The organism is Pauljensenia sp. UMB0895, from assembly GCF_030218905.1.
In the GTDB taxonomy this organism is placed as follows: Bacteria; Actinomycetota; Actinomycetes; order Actinomycetales; family Actinomycetaceae; genus Pauljensenia; species Pauljensenia turicensis_A.
On sequence record NZ_JASOQR010000013.1, the window covers coordinates 14,421 to 28,537 of the forward strand.

The 14,117-nt window shown below is 56.0% G+C and carries 9 protein-coding genes and 3 tRNA genes; 9 read left to right on the top strand and 3 right to left on the bottom strand.

Annotation, left to right across the window (positions count from 1 at the left end; all coding sequences use genetic code 11):
* The first annotated feature begins 70 nt into the window (after positions 1 to 70).
* Together QP503_RS06235 and QP503_RS06240 are read left to right on the top strand one after the other, a co-directional pair.
* Positions 71 to 1,540, top strand: coding sequence for an alanine/glycine:cation symporter family protein (locus QP503_RS06235; protein WP_179370532.1), 1,470 nt, complete (start codon positions 71 to 73; stop codon positions 1,538 to 1,540).
* A 373-nt stretch (positions 1,541 to 1,913) separates the two neighbouring features.
* The gene (locus QP503_RS06240; protein ID WP_285101420.1) at positions 1,914 to 2,693 is read left to right on the top strand and encodes a fumarylacetoacetate hydrolase family protein; all 780 of its coding nucleotides are present in this window, start codon (positions 1,914 to 1,916) and stop codon (positions 2,691 to 2,693) included.
* A 115-nt stretch (positions 2,694 to 2,808) separates the two neighbouring features.
* On the opposite strand, the gene QP503_RS06245 is transcribed toward QP503_RS06240, so the two are convergent.
* Complete coding sequence (locus QP503_RS06245; protein WP_103633515.1) at positions 2,809 to 3,993, bottom strand: MalY/PatB family protein; 1,185 nt, start codon at positions 3,991 to 3,993, stop codon at positions 2,809 to 2,811.
* A gap of 132 nt (positions 3,994 to 4,125) precedes the next feature.
* On the opposite strand from QP503_RS06245, the gene gltX reads away from it, so the two are divergent.
* The 5 genes from gltX to secA all read left to right on the top strand — a co-directional run bounded on the left by gltX (position 4,126) and on the right by secA (position 9,307).
* The gene (gene gltX, locus QP503_RS06250; RefSeq protein ID WP_006681781.1) at positions 4,126 to 5,631 is read left to right on the top strand and encodes a glutamate--tRNA ligase; all 1,506 of its coding nucleotides are present in this window, start codon (positions 4,126 to 4,128) and stop codon (positions 5,629 to 5,631) included.
* Positions 5,632 to 5,935: 304 nt separating this feature from the next.
* A tRNA-Gln gene (locus tag QP503_RS06255) sits at positions 5,936 to 6,010 on the top strand.
* A gap of 23 nt (positions 6,011 to 6,033) precedes the next feature.
* A tRNA-Glu gene (locus QP503_RS06260) sits at positions 6,034 to 6,109 on the top strand.
* Between the two features lie 49 nt (positions 6,110 to 6,158).
* Positions 6,159 to 6,234 (top strand) — tRNA-Glu (locus tag QP503_RS06265).
* 244 nt (positions 6,235 to 6,478) lie between these two features.
* Positions 6,479 to 9,307 (top strand): preprotein translocase subunit SecA, encoded by a 2,829-nt coding sequence (gene secA / locus QP503_RS06270; RefSeq protein WP_103633516.1) that lies wholly within the window; start codon positions 6,479 to 6,481, stop codon positions 9,305 to 9,307.
* A 126-nt stretch (positions 9,308 to 9,433) separates the two neighbouring features.
* Here the strand turns inward: secA and QP503_RS06275 are convergent, their stop codons facing one another.
* On the bottom strand, positions 9,434 to 9,904 hold the full coding sequence (locus QP503_RS06275) for an Rv3235 family protein (RefSeq protein WP_006681779.1): 471 nt from the start codon (positions 9,902 to 9,904) through the stop codon (positions 9,434 to 9,436).
* A gap of 260 nt (positions 9,905 to 10,164) precedes the next feature.
* Here QP503_RS06275 and QP503_RS06280 point away from each other — a divergent pair, with 260 nt between their 5' ends.
* Together QP503_RS06280 and QP503_RS06285 are read left to right on the top strand one after the other, a co-directional pair.
* Entirely contained in the window at positions 10,165 to 10,356 is a 192-nt protein-coding gene (locus QP503_RS06280) for a hypothetical protein (protein ID WP_103633517.1), read from the top strand.
* A gap of 38 nt (positions 10,357 to 10,394) precedes the next feature.
* On the top strand, positions 10,395 to 10,847 hold the full coding sequence (locus QP503_RS06285) for a DUF6912 family protein (protein WP_179370527.1): 453 nt from the start codon (positions 10,395 to 10,397) through the stop codon (positions 10,845 to 10,847).
* Between the two features lie 144 nt (positions 10,848 to 10,991).
* Here the strand turns inward: QP503_RS06285 and QP503_RS06290 are convergent, their stop codons facing one another.
* On the bottom strand, positions 10,992 to 14,117 hold the full coding sequence (locus QP503_RS06290; RefSeq protein WP_285101422.1) for an AAA family ATPase: 3,126 nt from the start codon (positions 14,115 to 14,117) through the stop codon (positions 10,992 to 10,994).

Genomic DNA, 14,117 nt, shown 5'->3' on the forward strand with positions numbered 1-14,117 from the left:
TCATGTGCCATGCTTAGCGCGTCCCGTTAGCCGTAACCCACCACAGTGGTGGACAAGAAAGGAGTGCGACGTGGAAGACCTTGCAAATCAGATTCTGGCGGTCGCAGACTGGCTCACGTTACACGTGACAGTCTGGGTTCTCGTTGGCACCGGCCTTTTCCTGACCATCGCTTCTCGTGGTGTGCAACTGAGGCATTTCCCGTCGATGATTCGCGCTGTCACCGGCTCGCGTCAAGGCGCGAAGGGCGGCATCTCGTCCTTCCAGGCGTTCACGATTTCGCTCGCCGCCCGCGTCGGCGTCGGCAACGTGTTCGGCGTGGCAGCAGCTTTGCTGATGGGTGGTCCGGGCGCAATTTTCTGGATGTGGATCGTCGCCCTCGTCGGGATGGCGACCGCATTCTTCGAGGCAACGCTCGCGCAGGTCTTCAAAGTCCGCGTTGCTGACGGCACATTCCGTGGCGGTCCCGCGTACTACATTTCGCTCGGTATGAAGAACAAGGTACTTGCCTCAGTCTTCGCTGTCATCACCGTTGTCACCTGCGCATTCGTCATCACCTCCGTCCAGTCGAACGCCATCGCAGGAACCCTGCTCTCTGCACTTGGTGACGCCGGCTCTGAGCCCGTCATCGCTTCACTCACCCGGGCACAGATCATCATCGGTGCCCTGCTGTTCGTCTTCTCCTCCATGGTCATCTTCGGCGGTATCCGCACCGTCGCCCGCGTGACCGAATGGATGGCCCCGATCATGGCCACGATCTACGTCATCATGGTCGCGATCATCGTCATCATGAACATCGGCCAGTTCGGAGCCGTCCTCGGCCAGATCTTCTCCTCCGCATTCGCGCCCCAGCCACTCGTTGGTGGCCTCGGTGGTGGCATTCTCGCCGCCCTGATCAACGGCACGAAGCGAGGCCTCTTCTCGAACGAAGCCGGCCAGGGCACTGCCCCGAACGCCGCTGCAACCGCGACTGTTGCGCACCCCGTGTCCCAGGGGCTCATTCAGTCCCTCGGCGTTTTCATCGATACGGTCATCGTGTGTACCGCCACCGCGTTCGTCATCCTGATCGCAGGCCCGGATGTCTGGGGAGCCGAGGGTATCAGTCCCGCAAACCTGACCTCCGTGGCCGTCGCGAACGAGCTCGGTCAATGGACCATCATGCCGATGGCCGTCCTCATCTTCGTCCTCGCGTACTCGTCGATCATCGCCGCCTACGTCTACTCCGAAACGAACATGACGTTCGTGACCGGCAAGAAGTGGGCAACCTGGACTGTTCGCGTTATCTCCGTCGGGTCCGTTGTCCTCGGTGCGCTGGTCTCGCTGGACCTGGTCTGGAACGCCGTCGATATTGCGATGGCCGTCATGACCGTCACCAACCTGATCGCCCTGCTCTGGCTCTCGAAGTGGGGCCTGGGTGCCCTGCGCGACTACGAAGCTCAGCGCAAGGCCGGCGTCGAGATCCCCGTTTTCGTCGGCACGGACAATCCGCTACTTCCCGGCGATCTGCCGACCGACACCTGGGCCGAGGAAAAAGTCTCCTGATGCCGCGCGATTGGACTTCCCGTCCGCCTTCGAAGTTGCTTGCTGAAACGGCTTCGTATTGACGAAGCCCATCAGAAAGCCATCCTGACTCAACGCCGGTGCTCCGGGCTCATGCCCGAGGCACCGGCGTTTTACCACACTGTTCACCTTCAGATCGACGAGATCGCCACCGCTTTGTAGGCAATCCCCTCACGTTCAGACAATTGCGTGTTGTGTGGATTCCACCGACTACGTCGGCGGGGCCAACGCGCCACGCAAAACTTGCCCTCGGGGACAACCTGCCTCCGCGGTGGCATATTCTGCTGGCCACACGGTGCCCTGAACATTGCCAGCGTGTGCCGACAAAAAGGCGCTCGCGGTTTAGGCTTTGACTATGAAGATCGTGCGTTTTTCTGACGGTGACTCACCACGTTATGGAGCCCTTGAAGATGGCTCAACCCGAATCGTTGTCCTGAAGGGCGACCCGCTGTTCAATCCGGTTGAGCCCGATGGGCGAATCGTTGAGCTTGATGAAGTTCGCTTGCTTTCTCCGGTCATTCCGCGTTCCAAGGTCGTTGCGATCGGTAAGAACTACGCCGATCATGCGCGCGAAATGGGAGGCGAAGCCCCGGATATGCCGGTCGTCTTCTTGAAGCCGAACACCTCTGTCATCGGCCCCGATGATCCGATCATTCGCCCGTCCTGGTGCGATGAACTGCATCATGAAGGCGAGCTCGCAGTCATTATTAAGTCCCTGGCAAAGGATGTTCCGGTTGAGGACGTCGACAAGGTCATCCTTGGATACACCATTGCAAACGACGTGACCGCTCGTGATATTCAGCGAGCCGACTCGCAGTGGACTCGCGCAAAGGGCTTCGACACGTCCTGCCCGCTGGGGCCCTGGATCACCGTTGACCCGAACTTGGATATCAACAACCTGCGGATCACGACCACGGTCGATGGCGAAGTTCGCCAAGACGATACGACCGCCAACATGATCCACAATGTTGCGGAACTTCTCTCCTACGTGTCGTCGATCTTCACGCTATTGCCCGGCGATGTCATCATCACCGGAACCCCCAAGGGGGTCAGCGAAATGAAACCCGGTCAAACCGTTGAGGTCACCATCGAAGGCATCGGCACCCTTCGCAACACGGTTCGAGACCCCGAATAGTATCGCCCCTTTTACCTGTTAAACCTGTGGGGAGCAGTTCATTGAACTGCTCCCCACAGGTCTGTTTTTAGGTGCTTGGCCCTGTCAATCGCCAGAAAGCCAGCCGGTTAAAAAATCAGCCCAGACGTGCACCCGCGACCAAAGCGAGAACGCGGTCGATCATCTCCGCAATTGTTTCGTGCGAGCATGCCAGGTTGAAGCGCGCCCAATCGGCGTAGTCGGCGCCCAGAGTCTTACCGTCATTGACTGCGATTCCGGCTTGCTCGCGCAGAGCGATCGCAGGTGAAGGATTCAGGCCTAAGCCCGCGAATCCCAACCACGACAAGTACGTGCCCTGCGGGCGAACGAAATCAATGGGGGAGTGTGCGATCGCAGCCTCGAGTGCATCGACGTTCAAGCGAATATAGTCGCGGACTTCGTCGAGCCACTCGACACCATTCTCGTAGGCTTCGATCGTGCCAACAGTACCGATCGTCGAAGCGTGGACATGCAGTTTTTGACCCTGCTCATCCCAGCGCTCACGAAGCGCCTCGTCGGGAAGAATCACTTGAGCGGACGGAAGCCCCGCGATATTCCACCCCTTCGACGCGGCGGTCGCCGTCACCGTGTGCGCGGCAAAACGCGGATCAAGACGAGCGTAGGAGAGGAAAGGAACCTCGTCGAGGACCAGGGGAGAATGGATCTCGTCGCTGAACACGAGAGCGTCATACTGGCTGACCAGCTCGCCGAGCGCACGAAGTTCAGCTTCGTCAAAAACACGGCCGGTCGGATTCCACGGGTTGCAGAGAATCACGAGGCCCGCGCCAGCCTCAAGACCTGTTTTGATGCCCTCCAGATCGAGCGCCCAACCCTTGCCACCGGCAGTATCGCCGTGAAGGGAGGGAACCTCGATAACGGGGTGGCCAGCCTCGGTGGGCATTGAAAGGAAAGGCATATAAGCCGGCGTCGGAACGATCACCGGCGTACCCGGGCGCATCAACTTGGTCATCGTCAGTTCCAATGCGGGGAGAACGGACGTCACGAGACGAACCTGGTCTGGGCGCAGATCCCAGCCGAAACGACGCTTTTGGAAAGAGGCGGTTGCTTCAGCAAGCTTCGGTGCCAACCACGACGGCTGGTAGCCCAATAGTCCATCATTGATGCAATCCGTCATCGCCTTCGCGACGCTGGGAGCAGTACCGAAATCCATCTCGGCAACCCACGCGCCGATCGTGGGGGAGCCATCCTTGCGGGTCATCCCCGTCCATTTCAACGAGCCCACGCGATGAAGCTCAGCATCAGTAAAGGTACGAATTGGCACGATTGCTCCTTTATCGGGTCGCCGAAGCAGGCATCGATACCCTCTGATGCCTGCCGAGAAAATGACGTATTGGGAACAAGCCTAGCCCCGACGAAAAATACTGCCCGCCGGGGCGAGTAAGATAAAAGCATCATGAGTGAAACGACTGCTTCCGGCGCCGACGTGCGCGTTCGATTCTGCCCCTCACCGACCGGTACACCCCACGTGGGAATGGTCCGAACCTGCCTGTTCAACTGGGCATACGCGCGCCACACCGGCGGTACCTTCGTCTTCCGTATCGAAGACACCGACGCTGCTCGCGATTCCCAGGAATCGTTCGACCAGATCCTCGACTCCCTGGCATGGCTTGGCCTTGACTGGGACGAAGGCGTCAACAAGGGTGGCCCTCACGGCCCGTACCGCCAGTCCGAGCGCATGGACATCTACGCTGATGTCGCAGCAAAGCTCCTCGAAAATGGTTTCGCCTACGAGTCCTACTCCACCCCCGAAGAAATCGAAGAACGCCACCGCGCAAAGGGTGAAGACCCGAAGCTTGGCTACGACGGCTTCGACCGTGACCTCACCGAAGAACAGGTCGCTGCATTCAAGGCTGAAGGCCGCAAGCCGGTTCTGCGCATGCGCATGCCCGACGAAGACATCACGTTCAACGACCTTATCCGCGGTGAAATCACCTTCAAAGCAGGCTCGGTTCCGGACTACGTCATCGTTCGTGCCAATGGCCACCCGCTCTACACGCTGGTGAACCCGGTCGACGATGCACTGATGGAGATCACGCACGTTCTGCGTGGCGAAGACCTGCTGTCCTCCACCCCGCGCCAGATTGTTCTCTATCGCGCACTCGAAGAACTCGGCATCGCCAAGTTCATGCCTCGCTTCGGTCACCTGCCTTACGTCATGGGTGAGGGCAACAAGAAGCTCTCCAAGCGCGACCCCGAATCGAACCTGCTACTCCACAAGGAAGCCGGCATGATTCCCGAGGGCCTGAACAACTACCTCGCCCTCCTCGGCTGGTCGATCGCACCCGACCGTGACATCTTCACGATGGACGAAATGGTTGAAGCGTTCGATATTGCTCAGGTGAATCCGAACCCGGCGCGCTTCGATCAGAAGAAGGCCGTCGCCACCAACGCCGAGCACATTCGTCGCCTCGACACCTGTGATTTCACCCGTCGCCTAGTGCCGTTCCTGGCACGCGAAGGCTACATGAGCGCCGTAATCTACTCCGAGCTCACCGATACCGAGAAGGCAACCCTCGACGCTGCTGCTCCGCTGGCGCAGACCCGCATTCAGACGCTCGGCGAGGCTGGTCCACTGATGCGCTTCCTGTTCGTCGGCGCAAGCGCCCTCGAGTACAACGAAAAGGCTGTTTCCAAGCTCAAAGATTCCGCTCCGGGCGTGCTCGCCGCCGCACGTGAGGTTCTTGCAGGACTCGATGACTTCAGTGCTCAGGCAATCAAGCCCGCGCTCGATGCCAAGCTGGTCGAAGAGATGGGTGTGAAGCCACGCTTCGCATTCGGCCCGCTCTTCGTGGCGATGACCGGCTCGAACGTGTCGCTGCCCGTTGTTGACTCGATGGCAATCCTGGGCAAGGAAGAAACCCTTGCTCGCCTTGATCGCTTCATCGCGACGCTCGCCTGATTTCCTCAACGCTTTCGTGCCAATCGGTTGCTACCGGCTGGCACGAAAGCGTTTGGGGGAGGCCAAGTGTGGCTTTCGGCATCTTCCGCTCTGATTCTCCGCTTTGTTTTCATCGTGAATGTGCGAGGTTCATCGCGGATCGCTGAACGTGAAAGACGTTGTTTCGATGCGCCATCTCCCTGATGAACGGGGAGGGGCAGGAGAATGTGAGTCGAAACATGCCCGCTCGATTTGGCATTAGTGCCACACTCGACTAATCTTTCTTTTCGTCGCAAGAAACCTCAGCGGTGACTGCGATTGCCAATGGGGTATGGTGTAATTGGCAACACAGCTGATTCTGGTTCAGCCATTCTAGGTTCGAGTCCTGGTACCCCAGCCATCGGAACGTATGTTTTCCGATAGGCCCCCATCGTCTAGCGGCCTAGGACGACGCCCTCTCACGGCGTTAACGCCGGTTCAAATCCGGCTGGGGGTACCAAACCGATTTGCTCGGTTTAACTTGAAGTTTTCACCATGAGAATTTCAGCGCCCCCATCGTCTAGCGGCCTAGGACGACGCCCTCTCACGGCGTTAACGCCGGTTCAAATCCGGCTGGGGGTACCATTTGCACTCATGCTTTGTGGCGTGGGTGTTTTTGTTTATCTGCCACCGGGCACTGACAGGATCGCGACTAGATGGTGATCCCGGCCTCGTACCCTGGGCGAGCGTGGAGCGCACTGAGGTAAATGTGAGCGGAAAATACTAACTTTCGACGCTCATAATTCGAGTGTGCGCCTATCTTTACGTAGACTGGTTCGGTGCGCACGCACAATCGGACGACGGTCCGAAATGAACGTCAGGAGTATCTGTGTCCCTCATTGACAAGATTCTGCGAGCCGGCGAAGGCCGTACACTCAAGAAGTTTGATCAGCTTGCCACCCAGGTTGATGCGTTGCAAGAAGACTTCGAAGCGCTCACGGACGAAGAACTCCAGGCAAAAACCGCCGAATTCAAGGCTCGTCTTGAAGAGGGCGAAACCCTCGACGACCTCCTCGTTGAAGCTTTCGCAACAGTCCGCGAAGCATCCTGGCGCATCCTGCGTATGCGTCCCTTCCACGTCCAGGTCATGGGGGGCATCGCACTGCACAAGGGCAACATTGCCGAAATGAAGACCGGTGAAGGCAAGACCCTCGTCGCCACGATGCCCGCATACTTGCGTGCACTAACAGGCAAGGGCGTCCACGTCGTTACGGTCAACGACTACCTGGCAAAATACCAGTCGGACATCATGGCTCGAGTCTACAACTTCCTCGGCCTGACTACCGGCTGTGTACTGGTCGGACAGAAGCCTGCAGAACGCCGTAAGCAGTACGAAGCTGACATCACCTACGGAACCAACAACGAGTTTGGCTTCGATTACCTGCGCGACAACATGGCATCCACCCTCGATGACATGGTTCAACGTGGCCACAACTACGTCATCGTCGACGAAGTTGACTCGATCCTCATTGATGAGGCCCGTACGCCACTCATCATTTCGGGTCCGGCCTCGGGCGACGTCAACCACTGGTACATGGAATTCGCTCGCATTGCACGCATGCTTGAGCGCGACGTCGACTACGAAGTTGATGAAAAGAAGAAGACCATCGGTGTTCTCGAAGCAGGTATTGACCACGTCGAAGACCAGCTCGGCGTCGAAAACCTGTACGAGGCAGCAAATACTCCACTGATCGGCTTCCTGAACAACTCGATCCGCGCCAAGGAACTCTTCCACAAAGACAAGGACTACATTGTCACCGACGGTGAAGTTCTGATCGTCGACGAGCACACCGGCCGTGTCCTTCCGGGGCGTCGCTACAACGACGGTATGCACCAGGCAATCGAGGCCAAGGAAGGCGTCGAAATCCAGGCTGAAAACCAGACCCTGGCAACGATCACCTTGCAGAACTACTTCCGCCTCTACCCGGAGGGCTCCCGCGCTGGTATGACCGGTACGGCAGAAACCGAAGCAGCGGAATTCGCCTCCACCTATAAGATCGGCGTTATCCCGATCCCGACAAACAAGCCGATGATCCGCAAGGATCAGCCGGACTTCGTTTTCCCATCTGAAGCCGGCAAGCTCAAGGCAATCATTGAAGATATCGCTGAGCGCCACGAAAAGGGGCAGCCGGTCTTGGTGGGTACCGCTTCGGTTGAAAAGTCCGAACTGCTGTCCCAGTTGCTCAAGCAACGACACATTCCGCACCAGGTCCTGAACGCAAAGCAGCACGCGCGCGAAGCTGCCGTTGTCGCAATGGCCGGTCGCAAGGGTGCAGTCACGGTGGCAACCAACATGGCTGGTCGAGGCACCGACATTATGCTCGGTGGTAACTCCGAGTTCATCGCTCAGGCAAACCTCGCGGCCAAGGGACTTGACCCGAAGGAAAATGCTGACGAATACCGTGCGGCGTGGCCGATCGCCCTTGAAGAAGCAGATGCGGCCGTCCAGGCAGAACGCGAAGAGGTCCGTGAGCTTGGTGGCCTGTACGTTTTGGGTTCAGAACGCCACGAATCACGTCGCATCGACAATCAGCTGCGCGGTCGTTCCGGACGTCAGGGTGACCCCGGCGAATCGCGCTTCTACCTGTCCATGGAAGACGACCTGATGCGCCTGTTCAACTCGGGTATGGCGCAACGCATCATGGCCTCGGGCGCATACCCCGAAGACCTGCCGCTGGAAAACAAGCTTGTTTCACGTTCGATCGCATCGGCGCAGCACCAGGTTGAAGCGCGCAACTTCGAAATTCGAAAGAACGTTCTGAAGTACGACGACGTGATGACCAATCAGCGTGAACTGATCTACGATGAGCGCCGTCGTGTCCTCGAAGGCGAAGACCTCGAGCCCCAGATGAAGAACTTCATGCGTTCACTGGTCACTGGAATTATCGATGAAAAGACCGGTGGTATCAGCCCCGCCGAATGGGACCTTGACGTTCTCTGGGATACGTTGCGTGGCTACTACCCACCGTCAGTGACCTATCAGGAAGTCGAAGAAGAACACGGTGGGGCAGGTTCGCTGGTTCGTGAAGACTTGGTCGAAGAAATCTACGGTGACATTACCGCTGTCTACGAGGATGCGGAAGAAGCTCTGAAGGCCAATCCGCTTGCTCGCGGTCAGCTTGGTGAAGAACCGATGCGTGACCTTGAACGTCGTGTTGTTGTCGCGACCGTTGACCGTCTCTGGCGTGAGCACCTCTACGAAATGGACTACCTCAAGGAAGGTATTGGCCTGCGTGCCATGGGTCAGCGCGACCCGCTCGTCGAATACAAAGACGAGGGCGCTCAGATGTTCCAATCCATGATGGAGCGCATCAAGGAAGAATCGGTCCAGCAGGTCTTCTCTGTTTCCCACCAGTTCGAGCGTGCTTTTGAACAGGCAAAGGAACAAGGCCTCTTTAAAGATGATGAATCTGCGAAGGAATCGGCAGAAGAACCGGCCGCCCAGGCCGAGTCTGCTGATGCGCCTGCTCCGGCCAGCCCCGTTGCCGCTGCTAAGGCGCAGGTTGTCATCGGCGAAGCTCAGCGCCTCAACCTGGCGAAGCTCAGCTACTCATCGTCCGATGGGACGGCAACGCAGGGCAGGGCAACCTCGTCTGGCGCGTCGTCGAATCGTGCTCAGCGTCGCGCGTCGGCAAAGAAAGCGCGTCATCGAAAATAAGCGCTGGCTCTCGCCTTGGTGATTATCTAAGAAGGCGACGATAAAAAACGAAAACTGCTCCCCAGAAGAACATCGTCATTGATGTTTTCTGGGGAGAAGTTCGTTTACTTCAATCGCTGTGAACTTCTAAGCGATTTCAAGAGCGGTCGTCATCCAGCGACCTTTGAACTCTTGTAGGCGCAGTGCCACCGCATAGCATCGTGCAGCACCGCGAATAACGACGGACGCTTCAACTTTTCCGGGGCTGGGCTCGCTTGCTCGCCACGTGACGGGGATACACCCTGTTCGGGTTTCTTCGTCGCCTTCTTCCCGGAAACTCAGGTGTTTGAAAGCGTTGAAAAGTTGCGGAAGCATCCAGCGCTCCAGCTGACGTTTGTCCCTGAGATCAAGGACTGCCTCGATGGCTGCGCGGGCAAAACCTGCAGCCCACGGTCCCACGTCAGGAAGTGTGTCTGGATAGTGCCCGTAGGGAGTAGCCCGCGATTCGAGCCATGTCCGAGTGTCAGCTTGTTGCTTCGGAGGAACGTCGATTGTGAGGTCCCAGCGAAACATGCGACGTTCGGGCATGTACGGGAAGGAGGCTGGCATCGTTGCCATTGGTATAGCTCCTCTTATCTTGAGATTCTCGGTGTGTTTGACTGTGTTCATCGTCCGTCATGTAGACATGAAGGGCTGATTGTGTACCGCTGTATTTGCTACTCCCTTCCTTGCGCTGGGGATGTGGTGCGCGCGTTAAAAAGTGCCATCGAATGAGGTGCGATATTGCGACGCGCCGATATAGGTTTTTGTGTAAAGGTTGTTTATGAGTTATGAGTGTGCGGTCTGTGGGTGGATGCTGTCAATAGATTTCAAGTCCTGTGGATAACTTTTTACCCCTGAATGCTTTTCAACTGTTCTTCGTAACGACAAAAGCCCTAGAAGAGCTAAAAAATGGTGTTTTTTCAAAGAAAAATGATGAGTTTGAAGCGGCGCATCATCGCCTCATCAGGGTTATAGTGCTCGCATGTGTTGCGAAGAGAGGAAGCTATTTGCTTCAACGCGCTCAATGACAAGCAAGACACAAGGGTAAGTGTGGAACACTGAAGCTATGCGCGTATATTTCCCCGCTCTATCGTCTGATCTTGGCGAAGAACAGATTTCTTTGCGACAGGCCTTCGTAGCCGTTCCTTCCCCAGACATGGGGCGTGAGGACGTTGAAGTGCTTGAAGATGATGCGCAGGTCGAGGCTGCGTTGGCTTCGCTGATTCTTCTGCGCGATGCCCCAACGCATGCATATGCGCGTATTGTGCTTGCAACTGACATTCAAACGGACGCAGTGCCTTCTGGAACCGGAGTGCTTGAAGTCAACAATGTTCGGTGTGATTGGAACGATGTCGTTGCGATTCTTGCCGATGATGGTGAAACATCGGAGCAGGTTCGGCGCGTGATAGAAGCCGATAATCAAGACCAGGCAGACCACGCGATTAGTGATCTCTGGGAGTTTCCTCTGCAGTGGTTTGATGTGTCGGAACGAGATGCGCTGCGCGAGATTCTGAAGTAGGAATCTGTATTTACTGATCCCTGATGCATCGTGTGTGGGGCTAGCGTGATCAACGCTAGCCCCACACACGATGAAGCAAGGCCTTTCCCTTCCTCCCTGACAAACCGTCTATTGAAACGGAAGGGGATAATGTGTCGCCTGGAATCAGAAGTCGATCGACAAGCTTGAACCCCCGTTTGCTTTGGGGCGAACATGGATCTGATCGCTGATCTGCTTTGACATCTCTTCGACGTGGCTGATGACACCAACGGTTCGACCACTCTGGCGCAACGCATGCAGGTGGTGCATGACGACATCACGCGTATCGGAGTCCAATGAGCCGAATCCTTCATCGATGAACATCGATTTGATTTCCGTGCCCCCCGATTCAGCAGTGACAATGTCAACCAATCCCAACGCCAGTGCGAGAGAGGTATAGAACGTTTCGCCACCGGACAACGTTTGGGTCTTGCGAATGCGGTCTGTTTCCAGATCGTGAATTGCCAACCCCAACCCAGACTTCTTTGAACGAGTGCCATCTTCTGGTCTGCAGATCAGTTGGTAGCGACCACCGGAGAATGCGCTGAGACGAGGATTCGTCGCATCCAAAACCTCATTGAGACGCGACACTAGCACCCATGATGATAGGGGAGTCGAACTGAGATTGAGAGATCCACCGTTGACGATATTCACAAGACGCTGGTACGGAGCAACTTCTGCTCGGACATGGTCGAGCTCTGCCACGGCGGTCTTAAAGTGCGTGTGAGCATCGTCAATCTGTCCCACAAGAGCACTGAGCTGACCACAGCGGTGTTGCATGGCATCGCGCGCAGCCGTCGCATTGGTATCCGCTTCTTCCAAGGCCGCCGTAGACTGCACACTTCGATCAGCAACATTGGCAAGACGTTTGTCCAGGAGTTGGTTTCGCGTTATCTGAAGATCACTCTGATGGGAGTCAATCTGGTCCTTTAATGCACGGAGCTCTTCGCCAGCGATGAAATGTGAATCAACGAAAGCGAGGGCTTCCTCGATGGAAGCGCACGGCGAATCAGTGAGAGCCTGCGTCAGCGCATTCGTTGTAGTTTCAAGGCGCGCATAGCTTTGATTCCACTCTTGGAGGTGCTTGTGATGCGTGCGAGCTTCAGTCAAAGAATCGCTGACATTCGCCAGATGCGCTTCGATTGATTCAAAGGTTCCACGGCCTTCTTCACACCGAGCCTGCTTCGTATCGATTGATTGGGCAAGCGAAGAGTGTTGTGACTGCGCCTTGCCAATTTCAACCTTGGTTTCAGCGAGCTCGTCTTTCACACGGCTAATGTTCTGCTCAAGTTCGGCCAGAGCCTGATCAAGTTCCTTGATCGTTTGAGACAACGCTGAATGCTTGTCGATTCTTTCTTGAGCATTCTTGATTTCGAGTTCCAACGAAGCTTTATCCGCACGTGCAATTGTGTTTCCGCTCGCTATGGCTTGGTTGGTCTGAGCGTGAAGCATATGTGCTTCGTTCAATTCCTGCTCTGCTTTCGAACGCGCCTGATCGACAGCATCAAGGTCTTCGAGGGTGACAGCGTCCGTCTGGTCGATACGTGCCGGAGCTGGATGCTCCACCGAACCACAAACAGGGCAGGGCTTGCCGTCTTCAAGCTGGGTGGCAAGACTGCCACTGGCGTGATCCATCCACCGCATATGTGCTTGGAGGGAAGCGATGTTAGCTTCTTGCGCCCGGCGACGAGCACTTTGAATGTTCTTAGCCCTGATCTTGAGGATTTCGATATGCTCAGCGACTTCACATGCAGCCTGGTAACGCGGTTGTAAGAGCGCCATGTCGCGTTCGCCTGTTGCGAAGAGCTCCAAGTCTTTCAACATGTTTTCGCGTCCCTGAAGGGCGCTTTCACGCATTTTGGGAAGCTGGGAAAGCTGGTCTTCAAGCTGGGTGCGTTTCTGGGTGAGTACAGCAAGTGAGGCTGTTAATGCCTCTTGTTCTTCGCGTTCATTACTGAGTTCGTGCTCGAGTGACGTGAGGTTCTCAAGAGTTGCTTTCTTGGCACTGAGAGCTTCCACAATGGTGCTGAGTTCTTCTAAAAGCTCGTCAACCATGTGAGAGGAAAGAGAATCTTCCTCAATATGCGAAAGGGTCGTGAACCGTGAGCGAAGCTGACGATGCGCAGTGAGAAGCTCGGTATTTTTGACTGACATATAGTCGCGAGCGTCGGTGAATTGACGAACCGGCCCAGAGAGCGAGGAAGCAATAAGAGCATCGGAATGACGCTTCTTGTACTGATCAATGATCAAAGCGTGCTCCATCAGCATCTCCAAGTGAGATTGGAGTTCCATGCGTTCTTCAACCAAGGAGTTCAAGGCGCGGGTAGCTTCGAGCTCGCGGTGACATGCTTCGGCTATATCGATCAACCCGGGGAGCTTGGCTTCTTCTTCATCGCATACGCGATGAGCACTCTGGGCGAGAGTGATCGCCAGCGTCGATGCCTGCTGTGAATCGGGGTCAAGAGGATCGACATCCGCAAATGATGAGGGGGAATCCTGTGAAGCTAAGAAAGGAGAATCGTGGGAAGAATCAGCATCTGCGGGGCGAATGAAGTCCTGAAGGTGTCCGTACAGGCTCTCTAGATCGCTGAAACGACGGGTGACCTCGCGTTCTGCCTCTACTACGTCATCTGAATGTTGTTTTGATACTTCAGCAAGCTTCTTTTGGAAGGTCGTAAAAAGATGAGTGTTGAAAATATCTTTCAGAAGCGCTTCACGTTGCTCTGACTTTGCCATCAAGAAATCAGCGAACTTTCCTTGAGGAAGAACGACGGTTTGAACGAACTGGTCTTTTGTCAGACCAACCGCTTGCGTGATCCACTGATTCATCTCGGCGGCGTTACGGCCGATGGGATCCCCATCAACGTAGGTAAAATGACCATCGGCTGATTCGACGGGGTGTACCTGAATCAACGTCAACTGCCCGTTACGCGCAGTCTTATTGCCCTCGGGGATATATGTGGGTTCTCGGTAGACCTTGAAGAAACCTTCGGAGACTTCAAAGACTAGTTCGACATAGGACTTCGCTTTGGCCGGAACATGGTCAGAACGCAAGCGATCCTTCGTTGAGTCGCTTCCGCGCGCAACAATTCCGTACAATGCAAATGTAATCGCATCAAGAATTGTTGATTTTCCAGCCCCGGTGGGTCCTTCAAGCAGGAACAAACCGGAGTCGTCGAATCGGGTGAAATCGATCGTTTCCTTTCCAGAGAAAGGGCCGATTCCTGCGAACTCGATACGAATCAGCTTCAT

Excerpts from the sequence above, each read along its gene's own strand:
- QP503_RS06240 (WP_285101420.1), top strand. The coding sequence starts at position 1,914 with ATGAAGATCGTGCGTTTTTCTGACGGTGACTCACCACGTTATGGAGCC.
- gltX (WP_006681781.1), top strand. The coding sequence starts at position 4,126 with ATGAGTGAAACGACTGCTTCCGGCGCCGACGTGCGCGTTCGATTCTGC.
- QP503_RS06275 (WP_006681779.1), bottom strand. The coding sequence starts at position 9,904 with ATGGCAACGATGCCAGCCTCCTTCCCGTACATGCCCGAACGTCGCATG.
- QP503_RS06285 (WP_179370527.1), top strand. The coding sequence starts at position 10,395 with ATGCGCGTATATTTCCCCGCTCTATCGTCTGATCTTGGCGAAGAACAG.
- QP503_RS06290 (WP_285101422.1), bottom strand. The coding sequence starts at position 14,117 with ATGAAGCTGATTCGTATCGAGTTCGCAGGAATCGGCCCTTTCTCTGGA.